General features: G+C 49.0%; 20 protein-coding genes. 17 read left to right on the top strand and 3 right to left on the bottom strand.

The features are described from left to right. The first annotated feature begins 151 nt into the window (after window positions 1-151). The 11 genes from CCE91_RS06040 to CCE91_RS06090 all read left to right on the top strand — a co-directional run bounded on the left by CCE91_RS06040 (window position 152) and on the right by CCE91_RS06090 (window position 8,956). On the top strand, window positions 152-1,090 hold the full coding sequence (locus tag CCE91_RS06040; RefSeq protein ID WP_086434316.1) for a YbgA family protein: 939 nt from the start codon (window positions 152-154) through the stop codon (window positions 1,088-1,090). 1 nt (window position 1,091) lies between these two features. After that, window positions 1,092-2,522 (top strand): deoxyribodipyrimidine photo-lyase, encoded by a 1,431-nt coding sequence (gene phrB / locus CCE91_RS06045; RefSeq protein ID WP_086434317.1) that lies wholly within the window; start codon window positions 1,092-1,094, stop codon window positions 2,520-2,522. Continuing rightward, a complete protein-coding gene (locus CCE91_RS06050) occupies window positions 2,512-2,997 on the top strand; it encodes a nuclear transport factor 2 family protein (RefSeq protein WP_086434318.1) in 486 nt (161 codons plus the stop codon). The genes phrB and CCE91_RS06050 overlap by 11 nt, the downstream gene beginning before the upstream one ends. Next, a complete protein-coding gene (locus CCE91_RS06055; RefSeq protein ID WP_086434319.1) occupies window positions 2,994-3,710 on the top strand; it encodes an SDR family NAD(P)-dependent oxidoreductase in 717 nt (238 codons plus the stop codon). Before CCE91_RS06050 ends, CCE91_RS06055 begins: the two co-directional genes overlap by 4 nt. A 29-nt stretch (window positions 3,711-3,739) precedes the next feature. Beyond that, window positions 3,740-5,014: an NAD(P)/FAD-dependent oxidoreductase gene (locus tag CCE91_RS06060; RefSeq protein ID WP_086434320.1), complete on the top strand. Its 1,275-nt coding sequence runs from the start codon at window positions 3,740-3,742 to the stop codon at window positions 5,012-5,014. Then, window positions 5,008-5,760 (top strand): DUF1365 domain-containing protein, encoded by a 753-nt coding sequence (locus tag CCE91_RS06065; protein ID WP_086434321.1) that lies wholly within the window; start codon window positions 5,008-5,010, stop codon window positions 5,758-5,760. The genes CCE91_RS06060 and CCE91_RS06065 overlap by 7 nt, the downstream gene beginning before the upstream one ends. Before the next feature lie 27 nt (window positions 5,761-5,787). Then, on the top strand, window positions 5,788-7,059 hold the full coding sequence (locus tag CCE91_RS06070) for an SAM-dependent methyltransferase (RefSeq protein ID WP_086434322.1): 1,272 nt from the start codon (window positions 5,788-5,790) through the stop codon (window positions 7,057-7,059). After that, entirely contained in the window at window positions 7,053-7,550 is a 498-nt protein-coding gene (locus CCE91_RS06075; protein WP_086434323.1) for a DUF2878 domain-containing protein, read from the top strand. Before CCE91_RS06070 ends, CCE91_RS06075 begins: the two co-directional genes overlap by 7 nt. Beyond that, window positions 7,547-8,080, top strand: coding sequence for a chalcone isomerase family protein (locus tag CCE91_RS06080; RefSeq protein WP_086434324.1), 534 nt, complete (start codon window positions 7,547-7,549; stop codon window positions 8,078-8,080). The genes CCE91_RS06075 and CCE91_RS06080 overlap by 4 nt, the downstream gene beginning before the upstream one ends. Then, window positions 8,077-8,616 (top strand): DUF3833 domain-containing protein, encoded by a 540-nt coding sequence (locus CCE91_RS06085; protein WP_086434325.1) that lies wholly within the window; start codon window positions 8,077-8,079, stop codon window positions 8,614-8,616. The genes CCE91_RS06080 and CCE91_RS06085 overlap by 4 nt, the downstream gene beginning before the upstream one ends. 88 nt (window positions 8,617-8,704) lie before the next feature. Continuing rightward, window positions 8,705-8,956, top strand: a complete 252-nt coding sequence (locus CCE91_RS06090) for a DUF3912 family protein (RefSeq protein ID WP_086434326.1) — start codon at window positions 8,705-8,707, stop codon at window positions 8,954-8,956. Between the two features lie 52 nt (window positions 8,957-9,008). Here CCE91_RS06090 and CCE91_RS06095 read toward each other — a convergent pair whose 3' ends face one another. Next, entirely contained in the window at window positions 9,009-9,455 is a 447-nt protein-coding gene (locus CCE91_RS06095; protein WP_086434327.1) for a hypothetical protein, read from the bottom strand. 131 nt (window positions 9,456-9,586) lie between these two features. On the opposite strand from CCE91_RS06095, the gene CCE91_RS06100 reads away from it, so the two are divergent. Genes CCE91_RS06100 through CCE91_RS06115 form a run of 4 tightly spaced genes read left to right on the top strand, consistent with a single transcriptional unit; the run spans window position 9,587 to window position 12,961 of the window. Next, complete coding sequence (locus tag CCE91_RS06100; RefSeq protein ID WP_086434328.1) at window positions 9,587-10,345, top strand: Nif3-like dinuclear metal center hexameric protein; 759 nt, start codon at window positions 9,587-9,589, stop codon at window positions 10,343-10,345. Further along, window positions 10,342-11,118, top strand: a complete 777-nt coding sequence (locus CCE91_RS06105; RefSeq protein WP_086434329.1) for a methyltransferase domain-containing protein — start codon at window positions 10,342-10,344, stop codon at window positions 11,116-11,118. The genes CCE91_RS06100 and CCE91_RS06105 overlap by 4 nt, the downstream gene beginning before the upstream one ends. Continuing rightward, complete coding sequence (locus tag CCE91_RS06110) at window positions 11,115-12,047, top strand: diacylglycerol/lipid kinase family protein (protein ID WP_126797143.1); 933 nt, start codon at window positions 11,115-11,117, stop codon at window positions 12,045-12,047. Before CCE91_RS06105 ends, CCE91_RS06110 begins: the two co-directional genes overlap by 4 nt. Window positions 12,048-12,088: 41 nt before the next feature. Next, window positions 12,089-12,961, top strand: coding sequence for an NAD(P)-dependent oxidoreductase (locus CCE91_RS06115; protein ID WP_086434331.1), 873 nt, complete (start codon window positions 12,089-12,091; stop codon window positions 12,959-12,961). 76 nt (window positions 12,962-13,037) lie between these two features. Here CCE91_RS06115 and CCE91_RS06120 read toward each other — a convergent pair whose 3' ends face one another. Beyond that, window positions 13,038-14,387 (bottom strand): DUF1329 domain-containing protein, encoded by a 1,350-nt coding sequence (locus tag CCE91_RS06120; protein WP_086434332.1) that lies wholly within the window; start codon window positions 14,385-14,387, stop codon window positions 13,038-13,040. Between the two features lie 330 nt (window positions 14,388-14,717). Here CCE91_RS06120 and CCE91_RS06125 point away from each other — a divergent pair, with 330 nt between their 5' ends. Together CCE91_RS06125 and CCE91_RS06130 are read left to right on the top strand one after the other, a co-directional pair. Then, the gene (locus CCE91_RS06125) at window positions 14,718-15,911 is read left to right on the top strand and encodes a sialidase family protein (protein WP_086434333.1); all 1,194 of its coding nucleotides are present in this window, start codon (window positions 14,718-14,720) and stop codon (window positions 15,909-15,911) included. A 3-nt stretch (window positions 15,912-15,914) separates the two neighbouring features. Beyond that, on the top strand, window positions 15,915-18,248 hold the full coding sequence (locus CCE91_RS06130) for an efflux RND transporter permease subunit (protein ID WP_086434334.1): 2,334 nt from the start codon (window positions 15,915-15,917) through the stop codon (window positions 18,246-18,248). Window positions 18,249-18,317: 69 nt separating this feature from the next. Here CCE91_RS06130 and CCE91_RS06135 read toward each other — a convergent pair whose 3' ends face one another. Further along, window positions 18,318-19,925, bottom strand: a complete 1,608-nt coding sequence (locus CCE91_RS06135) for a GMC family oxidoreductase (protein ID WP_086434335.1) — start codon at window positions 19,923-19,925, stop codon at window positions 18,318-18,320. Window positions 19,926-19,960: the final 35 nt, after the last annotated feature.

Raw genomic sequence — 19,960 nt, forward strand, 5'->3', positions numbered from 1 at the left:
TAAGGATCTTTTTATTAACAGAATAACGACAGTTTTTTTAAGGTTTTTTTTCAGTTTATTTGAACCTTAGGCTATGTGCGTTGAACCACAGTGGCTCTGGCTACGTAACTGACTTTAGAATATTAGCTTAGAGATAAATTAAGGACGAAGTATGGCGGCTGTGAAAGTAGGGATAAGCGCTTGTTTGCTAGGCGACAAAGTACGCTACGATGGAGGCCACAAACGCTCCAGTTTTTGTCAGGACGAGCTGGCTCAGCATGTTGAGTTCGTAAAACTCTGTCCTGAAGTTGGTATTGGTCTGCCGGTTCCGCGTCCTACCATTCGGTTAGAGCAATCAGAATCTGGTGTGCAGGCGGTTATTCCGAAAACCGGTGACAATGTCACAGAGCCACTGCGGGAGTTCGCTGACAAGGCCAAACCTAAGCTAAATCAAATTAGCGGTTATGTGTTGTGCGCAAAATCACCCAGTTGCGGCATGGAACGGGTGAAGCTATACGACCCGGAAACCGGCCACGCCCGAAAAGAAGGTGAGGGTATTTTCACTACTCGCTTACGTGAATTATTTCCGGCCTTACCGCTAGAAGAAGACGGCCGTTTAAACGACCCTTTATTACGTGAGAACTTTGTGATGCGGGTTTATGTGTACGCCGCCTGGCAAGCACTGCCGCAGCCGGTAACCAAGGCTGCTTTAATAGAATTTCACAGTCGCTTAAAGCTGCTGTTGTTAGCCCATTCGCAGCCTGTGTATCGCCAGTTAGGCCCTTGGCTAGCGAATCTAAACCAGCCTCGAACCGAAGATTGTAACTATTACTTACAACAGGTTATGGACGCATTAGGTAAACCTGCCAGTAAACGTAACCATACCAATGTGCTGCAGCATATTCAGGGTTACTTCAAAAACCAACTTTCCGACCGCCAGAAGCAAGAGCTGGCCGACTTAATTTTGGGGTACCGGGAAGGGGTTGAACCCCTAATGGCACCATTAACTATGATTAAGCATTATCTGCGCGAGCATCCGCAGCCTTATCTGGATAGCCAGCTTTATTTAGACCCTTATCCAAATAACTTAAAACTAAGATACGGACTTTAATATGGCACAGGCAATTTGGTTCCGTGGCGACCTGCGCCTTACGGACAACCCTGCGGTAACTGCTGCGGTAAAAGAGCAACAACACGAACAAGGGCAAAACGCACCTATTCCGGCACTATTTCTGGTAACCCCTAAACAATGGCAGGAACACCACTGGGCGCCCATTAAAACTGACTTACTGTTGCGTCATTTGGCTGAGTTTCGTCAGGAGTGTGCCGAACGGGGCATTGCCTTGCATGTTCGTGAAATTGCCAGTTATACCGGCGTGCCAGCGGCGGTAGCTAAGTTTTGTGATGAGCAGGGCGTAAACAAGCTACACTATAATCACGAATATCCGCTGCATGAAGCCCGCCGCGACAGAGCTGTGGTAAAAGCGTTGCAGCACGATCAAGTGGCGGTGCAGGGCTATCACGGTTTGTTATTAGCACCACCGCAGGCTATCAGCACCCAAACCGGCGGCTTTTATAAAATGTTTACGCCATTTAACCGGGCCTGGCGTACTCACATTAAGCAAGCCAATAACTGGCAGGTTATTCGCCACCAGTGGCCGGCCGCTACCACAGCGCCGGAACTACCTGAATTTGATTTACCGCGGCGCGATAGTTCTGCCTGGGTAGTCGGGGAGCAATCGGTGCTGGCCAAGTTGCGCCGCTATGTGAGCGACTCAGTAGCCGATTACAAGGCTGAGCGCGACTTGCCTGCGCTGGACAGCACGTCGCGGCTATCACCTTACTGGGAGCTTGGCATGTTGTCGCCTTACACCGCGGCGCGGGCACTGAGCGAACTGTCACCGGAATTTCCTTACGGATTAACAGAGGGCGCTGATGTGTGGCTAACCGAGCTCGCCTGGCGCGAGTTCTATCAACACCTGATGCATCACGTACCGCGGCTGTCGATGGGCAAGGCCTTTCAGGAATACACCGACAACTACCCCTGGCGCACTGATAAAGAAGACTTTAAGCGTTGGTGTGAAGGTCGCACGGGCTACCCGATTGTGGATGCTGGCATGCGCCAGTTGGTTCAGGAAGGCTTTATGCACAATCGTTTGCGTATGATAGTCGCCAACTTTCTAGTAAAAGACCTACGGCTAAACTGGCGTTGGGGTGAACAATTCTTTATGGAGCATTTAATTGACGGCAGCTTTCCGGCCAACAACGGCGGTTGGCAGTGGAGTGCGTCTACCGGTACAGATGCGGTGCCGTACTTCCGGGTGTTCAACCCCACCCGCCAAAGCGAGAAGGTTGATCCTGACGGTAGCTACATTCGTAAATGGGTGACAGAGTTGGCGCAAGTACCGACCAAGTATATACATGCGCCACAGCAGTGGTTAGAAAAACATGGGCATAGTGACTATCCTTTACCCATGGTGGATCACGGCGAAGCCCGTGATGATTTTCTACAAACCTTCAAGCGAGTTAAAAATGAGTTCTGAAATAGACGTACAAGATCATAGTAAAGAGCCGGCAACCAACAGCGATGTTGGTGCGCTAATGGACAAGATTATGGATTTTTACGACGAGTTCAAGCTTGATAATTTGGACCGTTTGAATGAAATCTACGCTGACGATGTGACTTTCACGGACCCCATTCACTTGGTGCAAGGTATTGATGATTTAGAAAAATACTTTAAACACACCATGGAAAATGTGGAGTACTGTCATTTTGCCTTCACCGAGCGTGCTTTTTCAGGTAATTGGCTGTTTATGGCGTGGCAAATGCGTTTTTCACACGAAAAATTAGCTGGTGGTCGCGAGCTAGTGTTGCCTGGTGTCAGTCAGTTCCACATTAAAAATGACAAAGTGAGTGAGCAGCAGGATCACTACGATCTTGGTGCTATGTTGTACGAGCACATTCCTGTGTTGGGCTATTTCGTGAAAAAAGTACGCGACCGATTGGTGACTGAATGAATATTTTAATTACGGGCGGAAGCTCAGGTATTGGCCGCCAGTTGGCGGTAGATTATGCCAAAGCCGGACATCACGTGGTTGTGTGTGCTCGAAGTGAAGACGCCTTGCATGCTCTGGAACAGGAGTACCCGGGTAAAATTGAAGGCTGTCGCTTAGACATTACCGACCGCGAAGACACTTTGCAGAAGCTTGGTGTTTATACCGACATTGATATTGCCATTTTAAACGCCGGCGTGTGTGAATACCTGGACGTTGAAAAGTTCGAAGCCGCCATGTTCGAGCGGGTGTTCAACGTGAACGTAGTAGGCACCATGAATTGTGTGCAGGCATTATTAGCGAACTTTAAAGCTGGTTCTAAATTGGTATTAGTGGGTAGTACGGCTCGATTACTGCCGTTTACCCGTGCGCAGGCGTACGGCGGCTCGAAAGCAGCACTGCATTATATAGCCCGTAGTTTGCAGCTCGATCTGAAGAAACGTCATATTAAAGTACTAACCGTTTCGCCGGGCTTTGTGGAAACCCCAATGACTGACGCCAACGACTTTGAAATGCCAATGAAAGTTACGGTGGACTATGCGTCGAACGCTATTCGTAAAGGCATTGAGAAGAATACTACCGACATTACCTTTCCAACCGGATTTGGATTGTTTCTAAAATTCCTGTCGCTGTTGCCGCAAAGTTGGCAGGTGGCTATTTCCAGTAAACTGGCCTAACGCCAACAGGTTGTATTCAAGGACGTTCGATGAAAATTGCAGTAGTAGGTTCTGGGGTGTCAGGTTTGGTGTCAGCTTACATGTTAAGCGCCAAGCATGATGTTTATGTGTTTGAAAAAAATGACTATATTGGCGGGCATACAGCCACCAACGAAGTAGAAGTAGCTGGTAAAATCTATCGTGTAGACACCGGCTTTATTGTGTTTAACGACAAAACTTACCCAAATTTCCGCGCGCTGATGCGTGAGCTGAAGGTTTCCTGGCGCGATACCGAAATGAGTTTTAGCGTCACCGACCCGGTATCCGGGTTGGAATACAACGGCCACAACCTGAACACCTTGTTTGCGCAGCGCCGCAACTTCTTTAAACCGTCGTTTTATCGCCTGGTAAACGGCATTTTAAAATTCAACAAAGAAGCCAAAGCGGCGCTGGCCCGTGGTGAAGACCTGGACGATGTAACCTTAGGCGAATTCCTGCAACAGCATAACTTACCAGCCAGTGTGGTGCGTCAGTACCTGTTGCCTATGGTGGCGGCTATCTGGTCGGCCAGCCTGGCCGAAGCTGAGCAGTTCCCGTTGGGCTTCTTCTTACGGTTTTTCGAAAACCATGGCTTATTAAACGTAGCTGACAGACCCCAGTGGGCCACCATTTGCGGTGGTTCTAACAGTTATATTCCGCCGCTTATTGAGCCTTTCAAGCACAATATTCAATTAAATAGCCAAATTGAGCGGGTAGAGCGCAAGCCAAGTGACCAGGGCAATGTTTGCCTGACTTTTGCCAGTGGCCAGCAGCAGTGGTTTGATGAAGTCATTATGGCCTGTCATAGCGATGAAGCGCTGGCATTGCTGGCTGACAGCAGCAACCTTGAGCAGGAGATTCTGGGCGCTATTCCATATCAGGACAATGATGTGGTGCTACATACGGATAAAAGCCTGTTGCCGAATCGGCAGCTAGCCTGGGCCAGCTGGAACTATCTGTTGAACGATGGCGCCGAAGTGACCACGCGGCCAAGCTCAGTAACCTACAACATGAATATATTGCAGGGCATTGAAGCACCGGAAGTATTTTGCGTAACGTTGAACAACACCAGCGCTATTGATGCCGATAAAATTTTGCGCCGCTTTACCTATGGGCATCCAGTATACAGTGTCGCGTCGTTGGCAGCTCGGAAGCGGCGCGGCGAAATTTGTGGCCAGCAGCACACCCATTTTTGTGGCGCCTACTGGTATAACGGTTTTCATGAAGACGGCGTGCGCAGCGCGCTGGACGTTGCCAAAGCTTTAGGCTGTGAGTGGTCATGTTAGCCAGCGCCATTTACTGGGGCATGGTTTGCCATCGCCGCTTTAAACCCAAAGAACACCGATTCAATTACGGTACCGTGCAATGGTGGTTAGCGTTGGATGAGCTGGAGCAAATCAGTGCCAGCAGCAGATTTTTTCGCATTGATAAATGGGCGCCGTTAACCTTCCGGCAGTCGGATTATCTGCCTGGTGAAAGTGGCACTATTACCGAAAAAGTTTTAACGAAAATGACTGAGCTTGCTGGTAAGCCCATGCAAGGGCGGGTGTTTATGCTTGGTCAACTGCGCACCTTCGGGCTGTTTTTCAGTCCCATTAATTGCTTTTTTCTGCAACAGGAAGGTGCCGCCGATGGCCAGTATTCGCATATGCTGGCGGAAGTCAGCAATACTCCCTGGCTGGAAAAACACTACTACCTGCTTGATTTAGCCGAAACCAAATCGGCCCCATTAAGTCATGCCAAAGCCTTTCACGTGTCGCCGTTCAATCCTATGGAAATGCAGTACAAATGGCGATTAAAGCCGCCGCGTGCCGGCCAGCAGCGTGCCATGGTGCATTTGGAAGCCTGGCAACAGCAGCGTCATTTTGATGCGACCTTAACTTTACAGCGCCACGAAATGAACCCTAGTGGCATTCGGCGCGTATTGTACAAATATCCAATCATGACGCTTAGTATTCTTTGGGGAATTTACTGGCAAGCGTTGCGATTATTCTTAAAACGGGTGCCCATTTACGGTCATCCTAACAGCTAAATCTGATTGCAAAGAGGAAACAACTGAATGCCAAACGGTGAATCAGTGATGACAACAACAAATCAAATCAGTTGGGTAGATAAACAAGCACGTAGCTTAGTTTTACGATTACTCGGCCATCTTAGTTATGGCCGCATGGTATTTTTAGAAGAAGGTTCGCACGTCGCCACTTTTGGTCAGGCGGCTAAGGCCACTGATTTGCATGCCGAAGTGAATGTGCTGCATCCGTCGTTTTATCGCCGCATGTTGCTGGGTGGCAGCATTGCCTCGGGCGAGCTGTATATCGACAACAGCTGGGAGACTCCAGATTTAACCGCAGTAATTCAAGTGTTTGCGCGTAACTTGCCAGCACTGGATGCGTTTGAAGCCAAGTTCACCTGGCTAACTTTGCCGTTTCAAAAGATTCAACACTGGCGTCGCAGCAACACCAAAGTGCAGGCGAAAGAGAATATTTCAGCCCATTACGACCTGGGTAATACTTTGTACCGCGAGTTCTTAGATTCGCACATGCAGTATTCCAGTGCGGTGTATCCAAGCCCAGAGGCTACGCTTGAAGAAGCTCAGGAACATAAGCTAAAGCGCCTGTGTGACGCTTTAGAGTTACAACCTAGTGATCACTTGGTGGAAATTGGCACCGGGTGGGGCGGTTTAGCGGTTTATGCAGCCCAAAATTACGGCTGCAAAGTAACTACCACCACTATTTCTAGTGAGCAGCACAAGTACGCCACCGAATTAGTGAATAAGCTTGGGTTGCAGGATCAGGTAACCCTGTTAAAAGAAGATTATCGCGACTTGCAGGGGCAATACGACAAACTGGTGTCGGTGGAAATGATTGAAGCCGTAGGTGAACGTTACCTGCCGGTGTTTTTCCATACCTGCAGCCGGCTATTAAAGCCGACTGGTAAAATGGCGCTGCAAGCTATTACTATTGCCGACCAGCGTATGAAGAGCTACGCCAATTCGGTCGATTTTATTCAGAAACATATTTTCCCGGGGGGCTTCCTGCCGTCAGTGCAGCTGATGAGCACCCTTATTGCTGAGCAAACTGACATGGTAGTGCGGCAACTAGGCGATATCGGCCTTGATTATGCCCAAACCTTAAAAGACTGGCGTGACCGCTTTAACGCAAAAACTGAGGTGCTAGCACCGCTTGGCTACGACGATAGATTCTCGCGCTTATGGAATTTTTATCTAAGCTATTGTGAAGGTGGTTTCCGTGAACGCACCATTTCGGCCGTGCAATTTGTTGCAACTAAGCCGGGCTGTCGCGCGTTCCAACACAGTGGATCTTTATGTTAGAACAAGCGAAACGCGTTGCCGGATTTCTACTGTTCGACCTGGTGTGGCTGAGTGCCGTAGCAGGTAGAGCAGAGTGGGTGTGGGCAACCATTGCCCTGGTACTGGCGCAGCTGGCGGTAACTGCCTATAGCGGTCGCCTGCAATGGGTGCTGTATTTGCAACTCGTGTTTGTTGGCTTGTTGCTGGAATTAGCGGTAGGCATGAGCGGACTTATTGCTTTTGATGGCGGCTTATTACCGCCGTGGCTGATACTGCTCTGGTTAGGGTATGTTGCCATGGCCATGACCGCACTGGACTGGCTAAAAAATCGATTCTGGCTGGCGGTAGCCCTGGGCGTTATTTTTGGGCCTATGACTTATTATTTTGGCGCCAAACTGGGTGCCGCCACGGTGCCGGGTCCGGAACCAGCTATGCTTATTGCCTACGCAATAGGTTGGGGTGCTTACATGGCGCTGTTTGTTAAATTGATGCGGCGGAGGTTTGTGATATGAAAAGCACGTTCGCAAGACTAAGTGTGTTAGCGCTACCAATGCTGCTGCTAACACCTAATATAGCGGCAGCCAGCAGCTGCGCAGCTGACCAGCTTGAGCCACTGAAGCTGGTGGGAGAAACTCGGTTAAGCGTGATGTTCTGGGACGTGTACGATGCCCGGTTGTACACCAATACCGGTGAGTATAAAGATGCTGACCAACGCGCGCTGCGATTAGACTACCTACGCGACATTGACGCTGAGGATTTGGTCGAAACCACTCAGGAAGAATGGGAACGCCTGGATTACGCAATTGATGACGAAGCCAAAGGCTGGCTGAACACCTTAACCGACATTTGGCCGAACGTGAGCGAAGGCGACTGCATTACGTTGGTAGAAACTAGCGAGGGTTACGCTGAATTCTACGGCAATGACGGTAAGTTGGGGCAAATTGAGAACAAAGAGTTTACCCAGAAGTTTTTGGATATCTGGCTGTCTGAAAATAGCCGGTTTGAAGACGAGCGCGATGAATTAACCGGAGTAAATCAATGAAGCTTTTTCAATCATTAGCAGTAGCAATAAGTGCCCAGGTGGTGCTGGTTGGTTGCAGCGCCGGCATTGACGACTATCAGTCAGAAAAGCCGAAGCTACAACTGGAAACCTTTTTTGTGGGCGAACTGGTTGCTTACGGCACCATCGAAGATTTTAAAGGTAAAGTAATTCAGCGCTTTCGGGCTGACTTAAACGGTAGCTGGGAAGGCAACGAAGGCGTACTGGATGAGAAGTTTTATTACGCTGACGGTCGCGAAGAAACCCGCGTGTGGCGAATTACCAAAACCGGACCCAATACCTATGAAGGCCGCGCCGATGACGTAGAAGGTGTTGCTAAGGGAACTACCGCTGGTAATGCCCTAAATTGGGTATATAACCTGACTGTAGAGGTAGATGGCGAGCCGTTAACGGTAAAACTGGATGACTGGCTGTATCTGGTTGATGAGGACAATATGATCAATCGTACGCAAATGTATAAGTATGGCTTGCCGGTAGGTGAAATAACCCTGTATATTGGGCGCCGCAACCAATACTAGTACTGGCTTTAAGGAGCTTCGTAAGGCTATCAAGTTTTACGAAGCCATGCCGATAAAAGTACACAGGTCTTAACCGGAACTTACAGCCATGAGTGGTCCTACATTTACGTACAATAACCCTCGTTTACAAGGGCAGACTATATTTGTGAAGCGCGGCAAGCATCAGGGCAAGTTAGGCCTGGTGATAAAAGTGCTGGAAGATGACAAGTATATTGTGTCGCAGGGAGATTTTGCGGTAGAAAAAGTGATGTTTGATCGTTCAGAGTTTCTGGTGCACCGATACAGAAAAATAAAAGTGCCAATTGATAAAGCCGTTGGCAAACATCCGGATATGGTTTAACGCATATCCGGATTTTTTTTGCTTATATTTTAACTATTTTAACTACGTGGCTTTAAACGCCGCGCGGTAAACGTGATTTTGACGGGCTTTGTTCCAGCCGTTCACGCCATAATTCTTTCGCGGTTAAGCCACTGCCGCTGCCTGAAGATTTTGCTTTCGCTTTGGCGGCAGGCTTTTTCGCTGCAGCTTTCTTAGCGGGTGCTTTCTTCGCAGGAGCTTTTTTCTCAGCTTTCGCTGTGCTCTTGGTAGACTTAGTAGCGGTTTTGGCTGCGCTTTTCTTCGGCGCTGCTGCTTTGGTTTCTTTACCCGAGCTCTTACTCGCAGATTTCCCTTTCGACAAAGCTTTAGCGTCGTCAACTAGTTGTGCAAGTCGAACGTTTTTGCCACCATCAACTGAATACCAGCCGTTGCTGCTTTCAATTTTTGGCTTTTTGCCATGTGCTTGTTGGTAAGCTTCGGTAAACTCAGCGAGTACCTTCTCTTTATCAAGTGAGCTCATGCATGGTTTCCTATGCTGTTAAAATTTAAGTTGAATGAAATTACACACTTTTTATACCGTTTTTTTCGATTGCTGTCTAATTTCCGTTAAAATAGCGGGTATTAACGCTATCAATCAGGGTCGAGGTGACCATGCAAAGAGAACAGTTAACCCGTATTTTAGATGAACTAATGCAGCCAGAAACGATGACTGATTACTGCCCCAATGGTTTGCAAGTAGAAGGGCGATCACAAATCACGAAAATTGTGAGCGGCGTTACCGCCAGCCAAGCCTTTGTTAACGCTGCTATTGCTGCAAAAGCTGATGCGGTGCTGGTTCATCATGGGTATTTCTGGAAAGGCGAGAACGCCGCTATTACCGGCATGAAGAAACAGCGTATTGCGGCGCTACTGGCAGCGGACATAAATGTTTACGCTTATCATTTGCCGCTTGATGTTCATCCAACGCTGGGTAATAACGCACAGCTAGCTGAATTAATGAATTGGCAGGTTGATGGTGCCCTGGCTGAGGTTAGCCCGCACGGGGTCGTTATGCATGGGCGGTTAGCCGAACCCGTAACTGGCGAAGTGTTAGCGGAACAACTGGGCGAGCAGTTACAGCGTCCGGTAACTTGTGCGGTGCATCATACCCACCGACCTGTTCAAACACTGGCCTGGTGCACAGGCGGTGGTCAGGGCTTCATTGATAACGCAGCTGCTGCCGGGATTGACTGCTTTATTACCGGCGAAGTATCGGAGCAGACTATTCATAGCGCCCGCGAGCAGGGCATCGACTTTATTGCGGCTGGGCATCACGCTACCGAACGCTACGGGGTGCAGGCGCTGGGTAATTATCTGGCTGCTGAACACGGGTTAGTGCATGAGTTTATAGAGATTGATAACCCCGCATGAAGAAACCGACAGATACGAGCTTTGCCGGCATTACCGACAAGTTTGCCCGGAATATTTACGCTACCTCGAAAGGCCGCTTACGGCTGGCTGTTTTGGCCCGGGACCTTGCTCCTTTGCTGGAAAAAGCTGCTGCCAAACCCATGCGGGTGTTGGATATTGGTGCTGGCCTGGGTCAGGTTAATATTTGGTTTGCAGAGCAGGGCTGTCAGGTTACCCATACTGATATAGCAGCTGAAATGGTTCAGGGGGCGCAGGCAGTTCATGCTGACGCAGGGCTGGGCGAGAACTACCGTTATATTTGCGCTGAGCTACAGGAATTACCCAATCAACTAGCGGGCGAAACCTTTGACCTGGTGATTTGTCATGCGGTGCTGGAATGGCTGCACGACCCGGCTGCCGCCATCGCGGTGCTGAAGCAATTTATGGCGCCTGAAGCGGTGCTAAGCCTGATGTTTTACAATCGCGATGCCAAGCTATTCGCCAACACTATTTATGGCAACTTTGACTATGTTCAAAGCGAGTTGCAGGTGAAAAAGCGCGTACGTTTGAGCCCTCAGCAGCCCATTGCACCAGCAGATGTCACACAGTGGCTGGCGGACAATCAGTTACAGATTATTGAGAAAACCGGGGTGCGTTGTTTCCACGACTACTTGCGCGAACCGAAACAGCATCAGGATGCTGCCGAGCTACTTGAACTTGAACTGAAGTACAGCCGTCAGGCGCCTTTTCAGGCATTAGGCCGCTATCAACATTGGTTGATAAAGCGGCCATGAAACCAGTGCTATTTGTAATTCAGGGTGTTGCGGCACAAACTGGTAGCGCTATTAGTGCTTATCAGGACTGGTGCCAACAACAGGGCAACGCGCCGGTGGTTCTGTTTCACACTACGCCTGACCGCGTGCGGGATGCCAAACGCCTGCAACTGGTACTGCAAAATGAATTCACTGAATTAGCGCCGGATACGTCCTTGTCTGTGTTTGTATTTGGTGGTGATGGCACGGTGAATTTTGCGGTGCAGCAACTGGTTGCCAGAGAACTGCCGGTTGAACTGATTCTGGTGCCGCTTGGTACCGGTAACGACTGCGCACGGCGCTATGAGATTGATAACTGGCAATGGTTATTACAACAACCTGATGTAACTACCGAAAAGTTGCGAGTAGGTCGGGTAAACGATCAGGTATTTGTGAATAGCGCCGGGCTTGCGCTTTCTGCTGATCTGGTTAAAGCGCAGTCGCCCCGGGAAAAACAGCGCTATGGCAAATTCAGTTATGTGATGGCGGCATTGCGTTGGCTACTAAAGCCACGTGCCATAGCGCTTGGAGTGAATCAGCAAGCACCGAAATCGGTACTACTATTTAGTGTGGGTGTGGGCGCTTATTGCGGCGGTGGGATTCGTTTGCATCCGTATTGCGAGCAACCGCTGCCGTTAGCGCAAGGGCTCAGCGTGGTGTGTGTTACTCAGGTACCGCGTTGGAAGCATATTGGTTACTTGGTGGCAGTGCTGCGGGGTAAACATAAGCAGCTCAGTGCCGTGACTATGTACTCGGCCAGTAGCCTGACACTACAACCGGCCCTAGGTGATACCGCCGAAGCTATTGAAGTGGATGGGGACGTACTCACTCAGCTGCCCGCGCAATTTAGCGTTGTGGAAACGCAGATTCAAATAGTGCGACCTGTTAGAATAAAGTCTGCGTCAGATTAATTTCAAACCAAAACAACGAACAAACAATAGGAGCAGTCACTGTGAGCTTGAAATGTGCATTTATAGGTCTTGGTGTGATGGGATTTCCTATGGCCGGACACCTGCAATCCAATGGATTTAATACCACTGTGTATAACCGCACCACAGCGAAAGCCGACAGCTGGGTAAAAACCTATAAAGGCAATCAGGCAGACACTCCAAAAGCTGCCGCGGCAGATGCCGATGTTGTGCTGCTGTGTGTGGGTAACGATGACGACGTTCGCAGTGTGGTTTACGGCGACACCGGCATTTTGGCAAGTTTAAAGCCCGGCACTGTAGTGGTTGATCACACTACGGCTTCGGCCGAGCTTGCGCATGAGTTAGCCGAAGCTATTGGTAATCAGGGCGGTGAGTTTTTGGATGCACCAGTGTCTGGTGGCCAGGGTGGAGCTGAAAAGGGTGTGCTTACCGCTATGATTGGTGGCGAACAAAGTACGCTGGACACCGTGGATAGCCTGCTTGCCTGCTACGCTAAAACGCGTCAGCTGATGGGGCCTGCTGGCAGTGGTCAGTTAGCCAAAATGGTAAACCAGATTTGTATTGCGAACGTGGTGCAGGGGGTGGCTGAAGGTTTGCAGCTTGCTCGTAAGGTTGGGCTTGATCCTGACAAGCTGGTTAATGCCATAGGCAAGGGCGCAGCAGGTTCCTGGCAGCTCGAGAATCGCTATAAAACCATGTGGCAGGACGAATACGACCATGGCTTTGCGGTAGACTGGATGCGCAAGGACTTAAGCATTGCGTTAGCTGAAGCTAACCGGCAGGGCATTAGCTTACCAGCCACGGCCTTAATCGATCAGTTCTATGCCGAAGTTCAGCAAATGGGTGGCTCACGCTGGGACACTTCCAGTTTATTGGCTCGCTTTGAACGTAAATAGATTTACTTGCGACGACTTATAAACAAGCATAAAAAAAGCCGGCAATAGCCGGCTTTTTAGTGTGTGTGGTTCGCTGTTAGCGAATACCCATACGACGTAATGCGTTGGTAGAGAAGTCGTTACGCGACGGCTCGATGTCCCAGTGCATGTATTCGTCTTCTTCGTTGGCCAGGCCGATGATCAGGTAACGACCAGAGTTCAGGTCGTACAAGCCTTCAGCGGCCATCCATGGAACGTCTTGAGTGTAGAACTGCGTGGCATAAGCTTCGCCAACACGCCATAACTCACCACGACCATCGTAATGATCAACAACTGACACTGTCCAGGTATCTTCGTCTACGTACATAGTACGCTTAGAATAGATGTGACGCTCGCCGTCCTTCAGCGTGCCTTCAACAACCCATACGCGGTGTTTCTCGTAGCGAATCAGGTCGGTATTCATGTGACCTGCATTCAGGATGTCGTCATAGCTGTTCGACGGATCAATCATTTTGTAGTTGTTGTAAGGAATATAAAGCTCTTTCTTGCCTTTCAATTCCCAGTTGTACTTATCTGGTGCACCATTGTACATATCCAGGTTATCGGAAGTACGTAAGCCATCAGCTGCTGTACCTGGTCCGTCATAAGCTACGTTAGGAGCACGACGAACACGACGCTGACCAGCATTGTAAATCCAGGCACGACGACCTTCTTTAACCTGGTTAATAGTTTCGTGTACTAATAGAACAGTACCGGTTAAACGTGCCGGTGCCAGTACTTCTTGTAAGAAGTAGAACAGGACGTTGTCGTCGGCTGACTCACGGCCACTTTGTAAGTATTCGGGGAATACCAGAGTTTCGCGTAATTTAACCGGAACGAAGTCACCGTTGGAAAGTACCGGGAACTGATTAATTAAACGCTCAACAGCACCACCGCGGTAACGTGTGATGTGGTTCCAAACAACTTCCAAGCCGCTTTGCGGAATTGGGAAAGGTACGTGTGTATCAAAATCTTCTAAACCGTTACCACCAGCTACAAGTGAGGTGTTAACGGCGTTCTTTTTAGCCAGCTCGTAAACTGCTTGCGGATAAGCAGCAGTACGACGAGTCTGGTATACGTTCATTTCGTATTCAGGATATTTCTCAAACAATGCAATTTGACCCGGAGTTAACAGGTCGCGATGCTCACTTAAGTTCGCATTGGTAATAGTTAACTGAATTTGATCGCTGGCGAACGGGTCTTGTGGACGTTCCGCATTACCTTCGCTGCTGCTGTAACCGCCATCCCAGGCTGGAATAGAACCGTCGGCATTGGCCGCTTTTTCAGCTCCAATTGGAGTCAAGTCAGCGCCTAAGCGTTGGGCTTCTTCAGGACTTACTTTGGCCATGACGCTCGCTGAGACCACGGATAAAGCAAATATTCCCGCTTTAAGCATAAATTTATTCATTGTAATTATCCTTGTTGTTCTGTCTGCTTACTTTGCTAACGCTACATCAAAATAGAAAACAATTAAATGCTTAGAGAAACTCTGTTATCTGCGCAATAATCTGGTAGCATCATCGCGAGAACAGTGGACAGACCTCTCGTATATTTGCTTAGCATGTATCGCAAAGAACAATTTTGCAACTATCTAGAGTGATAAAATAAGTCAGATTGTTTAAATTGAACAAAGTTTCGTCAAACAAGACGAATGCGCAGTGCACCGAGTTGAATCACTGTGTTCATTGTTAACTGACATGAATACAATTAACCGATTGTTAACGGAGTCGAGGATTCCATGCTGAAACCCGTCAAATATTTGTTTTGCGTAGCGGCTCTTGCAGCCAGTAGTAGTTACGCAGCGCCTACTAACACCAGCTATGAAGTTATCGAAGAACCCGCTATGCGCGCCCCGGAAGCCACCTCAGCAGCCATGCTGAAGCTTGCGCAAACCGATGAGCGTACCTTTGCTGTGGGCGACTACGGCATAGTGCTGTTTCGCGATAATCAGGATGCCCAGTGGCAACAAGCGGAAGTAGATACCAGTGTATTACTAACCTCTGTGGACTTCGCCGACAACCAACACGGTTGGGCGGTAGGTCACCATGGCGTGATTATTCATACCAATGATGCTGGCGAAACCTGGCAGCGCCAGCTTGATGGATTCGACATATTGGAATTGCAGAAAGTTGCGTTTGAGCAGCAGTTGCAAGAATTTGAAGCTGAACTGGAAACTGCTGACGACGCTACTGCTGAAGAACTCGCTTTTGAAATCGAAAATATCGAATATGAGCTTGAATCTTTAGCATTTGCGCTTGAGTCTGAAGGGCCAACGCGGCCGTTATTAAGTGTGTTTGCCATTAATAAAGATGAAATTCTGGTAGCAGCTGCGTACGGCTTAATGCTGAAAAGCTCCGACGGTGGTGCTAGCTGGCAGGTTATTAGCAACAGATTAGATAACGAACGCGGCTATCATTATAACGCCTTTGCTTATGACGGCACTTATACTTATGTTGCCGCCGAATCTGGTACTTTCTATCGTTCACCAGATCGCGGTGAAAGCTGGGAGCAAGTTGATTTTCCATACAATGGCTCGTTATTCGGTGCTCACATAGATAACAACAATCGTTTATGGGTTTATGGTTTGCGCGGAAACGTGTTCTATTCTGACGATCAGGCTGAATCTTTTACTCGCGTAACTGCCGGTACCCGCGTGAACTTGAGTGGTTCAACCCTAACTGCGAAGGGCAACAGTGTAGTAGTAGGGCACTCGGGTGTTATCGCTATATTTAATCCAAACGGAACTCTAATCCAACTAACCGAACACGTTAGTGGTGATGTGTTAACCGACGTAGTGGCTCACGACGACGGATCTTTTACTCTGGTTGGTCAGGGTGGACTATTGAGTTTTATTGCTCCGGCATTACCGGTAGAAACAGCGCCAGCCAATGAGCAAACTCCGGCTCCGACAGCAGCACAAGGACAGGAATAAGCTATGCCAGCTAATTTTAATGAACAACAAGCACCGCTTGTAGAGCGCCTCTTATTTAGTTCACGGCCGTTGTGGATTATCGCTTTCACCTTGTTGACGCTATTTTTGGGGTATCACGCTTCACAAGTGCGCCCGGAAGCCAGCTTCACCAAAATGATTCCTACCAATCATGAATTTATTCAGAATTACTTTAAGCATCAGGACGATCTGGCCAGCCTTGGTAACGTGGTTCGTATTGCTGTTGAAAGTAAGAATGGTGATATTTTTACCGCGGAATATCAAAAAACGCTGCAGGAAATAACCGATGAAGTGTTCTTTATTCCGGGAGTGAATCGAAGTGGTTTGCGTAGCGTCTGGACACCGAATGTGCGCTGGAGCGAAGTAACCGAAGAAGGTTTCGTCGGTGGTCCGGTTATTCCTGACAGCTGGGACGCCAGTGAAGAGTCACTGGAGCAATTGCGCACTAATATTTTGAAATCTGGCGAAGTAGGCAACCTGGTTGCTAATAACTTTGAATCTGCACTTATATATGTACCGCTGGATGAAACCAACCCTGATACTGGTGAACCACTGGATTATCAGCAGTTCTCGGAGCAGTTGGAGCGGTTAGTTCGGGACAAATACCAGTCTGAAGATGTTGCTATTCACATTACCGGTTTTGCCAAAGTTATTGGTGACCTGATTGAAGGCGCACAGCAAGTGGGTTTGTTCTTTTTGCTGGCTCTGGGTATCACCCTGGTGATGTTGTTTGGTTACTGCCGCTGTTGGCGCAGCGCCTTGTCGGTACTGGGTTGTTCCATCATCGCGGTAATTTGGCAGTTGGGTATTATCAAGTTAATTGGTAGCGGTATTAACCCTTACTCCATGCTGGTGCCATTTCTGGTGTTTGCCATCGGGGTTAGCCACGGGGTGCAGATTATTAATGCCCTGGGTAATTTCCGGGTTGACGGTTTTGATAAAACGCAGGCAGCCCGCCTGGCCTTTCGTAGCTTATATATAGCTGGCTTTGTAGCACTGGTTAGTGACGCTATTGGTTTCACTACCTTAATGGTTATTGATATTGAAGTGATTCAAGAGCTTGCCATTGCAGCCAGTATTGGTGTTGCGGTTGTAGTGCTAACCAACCTGGGTTTACTGCCAATTCTGATGTCTTACTTTGGCGTGTCGGATCGCGGTATTAACTATCAAACTAAAGTACGGCAGGAAGAGCACGGCGTATTACATTTCTTCGCTCGTTTTGCTCAACCAAAATGGGCCTATGGCGCCATTGGTGTGGCTTTAGTCATGTTGTGCTGGGGCTTGTATTACGGTCAGCAAATGAAAATCGGCGACTTAGATGCCGGTGCACCAGAACTGCGCCCTGACAGCCGCTATAACCTGGACAACAAGTTCATTGTTGATAACTACAGCTCCAGTACCGACATTTTCGTGGTGATGGCCGAAACCGCACCAGAAATGTGTATTGCCTATGACAATCTTGAGGTAATGGATCGCTTTAGCTGGCACATGGAAAACACCCCGGGCGTACAGGATGTGAAATCTATTGTGTACGTTGCCAAAATGGGTGGCTTCGGTTTGAACGAAGGCAACCTGAAATGGTACAGCTTAAACCGTAACAAATACGTGATTAATGCCAACGTAAACCGGGCGCCGCCAGGCTTAATCAACCCGGATTGCTCTATGGCGCCAATCATTATTTACCTGAACGACCACAAGGCCGAAACCTTGAAGCAGGTGGTTGCCTCGGTACATGAGTTTAACAGTCAGTACCAGGAAGAAGGCCTTGAGTTACTTATGGCCGCTGGTAATTCCGGTATTGAAGCGGCTACCAACGCAGTTATTGAAACCGCTCAGGTGAAAATGCTGTTGTGGGTATACGGCGTGGTGATAGTGCTGTGCTTTATTGCTTTCCGTAGCATTCGTACGGTGCTTTGTATTGTACTACCGCTGGCCTTTACCACAGTGATGAGCCAGGGCTTAATGGCGGTACTGGGCATCGGCGTTAAAGTGGCTACCTTACCGGTTATTGCGCTAGGTGTAGGTATTGGTGTGGATTACGGTATTTATATCTACACCAAGGTGAAAGAAGGCTTACAGCAAGGCATGCCGCTGTATGAAACCTATCAAATGGCACTGGAAAGTACGGGTAAAGCGGTAGGCTTTACTGGGTTAACTCTGGCCATTGGTGTTGCCACCTGGATGTTCTCACCAATTAAGTTCCAGGCCGATATGGGCATACTGCTAACCTTTATGTTCCTGTGGAATATGCTGGGTGCCTTGATTCTTATCCCTGCGCTGGCACGGTTATTCCGGGTTGGTTCAGTACATAAAAAATAACTAGCTAAGAGGCTAGAAAAAAAGCGGACTCAGGTCCGCTTTTTTTATGCGTTGTTATTCATTAGCTGATTAGGCGGGGTCAGCATCAGCCAGTATAAAAGCAGCACCTTGTTCAGCAATGGCTATGGTAGGAGCGTTAGTGTTACCGCTTACCACCGTTGGCATAATAGAGGCGTCGATAACCCGTAAGCCCTTCACGCCATTTACCTGCAGCCGGGGATTTACCACAGCATCAGCATCCTTACCCATACGGCAGGTGCCAACTGGATGATAAATTAAACCCGCTTCGGCTTTGAGTTTATCCAGTAACTGCTTATCGTTGTTGGCATCCATAATGCTCATGGCACCACCGTTATGATGTTGTAGCGCGGGCATTTGCATAATCTTCTGAGCCTGACGAACTCCGCTAATCAGGGCATCGCAATCTTGCTGATGCTGCAGAAAGTTATAGGTAATGAGTGGATTACCGGACGGGTCGTCAGGGTTTAACCGAACCTGACCGCGCGATTCAGGTCGCAGCAGGCACACATGACAGGTAAACCCGTGACGTAGTGCTGGCCACATGTCGTAGCCGCTGTCGTTAAACATAACCGGCACCACATGTAATTGCAGATCCGGGGTTTCAATGTTGTTGGCGCTACGCAAGAATCCGCCCACTTCACACATGGAATGAGCCAGCGGCCCGGAGCGGTTAATAGTGTATTTAAGCCAGTGCCAGCCCAGCTTCAGCAAACCTACCGGAGCAAGGGTTAAACCATCGGCTAAACGATTGCGAAAGTGCAGTGAAATATCCACGTGATCCTGCAAGTTCTCACCAACTTCCTTGCGCTCGGCAAGTACCGGAATACCGCAGTTATGAAGTTCCTCAGCGGGGCCTATGCCGGAACGTTTCAGCAGTTGTGGTGAGGCGATAGCTCCGGCGGCGCTGATAACTTCGCGTGAGGCCGTTGCTATGTATTCTTTGCCCTTGTGCAGGTAGGCGATGCCCGTTGCCTGGCGGTCAGTGAATAGAACTCGTTGCACCGGACAGTTGGTAAATACGTGCAAATTTGGGCGCTTACGCACTGGATCTAAGAAGGCCCGTCTGGTGCTCCAGCGCTCTTTATTCTTAATGGTGAAATGGTAGGGGCCAACACCGTATAGCTCAGCCCCATTAAAATCATTATTCAACGGAATACCGGCTTCTTGTCCAGCTTTTAGAAAGGCTTTGGATACTTGAAAGTAGGGCTGTACATGGGTGACATGCAGTTCGCCGTTAGTGCCATGGTAAGTGGAATCAGCGTCAGAGCAGTGTTCACTGCGTTTGAACACTTGCAGCATATGCTCATAATTCCACTCGTTCGAACTTACCGCCGCCCAATGGTTGTAATCACTGGGTGCGCCACGGGTATAAATCATGGCATTAATGGCGCTACTGCCGCCGAGCATTTTACCGCGCGGGGTATAAAAGCCTTTGCCGCCTCTTAGTGGTGCTTTGTCTACGCTACGGTAGCGCCAGTTCCAGCGTTTGCTGTGCACAAACCGGGCAAAGCCGCCGGGCATAGACACAAAGGGTGATTTGCCTTCGTCACCAGCTTCAAACAAAGCGATCTGAAAGCGGCCGTCGGCTGACAAGCGATTGGCCAGCACGCAACCTGCAGAGCCACCACCAACAATAATGTAGTCATAGTTGCGCATGTTGCGTGTTATTCCCCAGCTAAATAAGAATTACC

It is taken from the genome of Pseudidiomarina planktonica (assembly GCF_900177775.1).
Lineage (GTDB): Bacteria > Pseudomonadota > Gammaproteobacteria > Enterobacterales > Alteromonadaceae > Pseudidiomarina > Pseudidiomarina planktonica.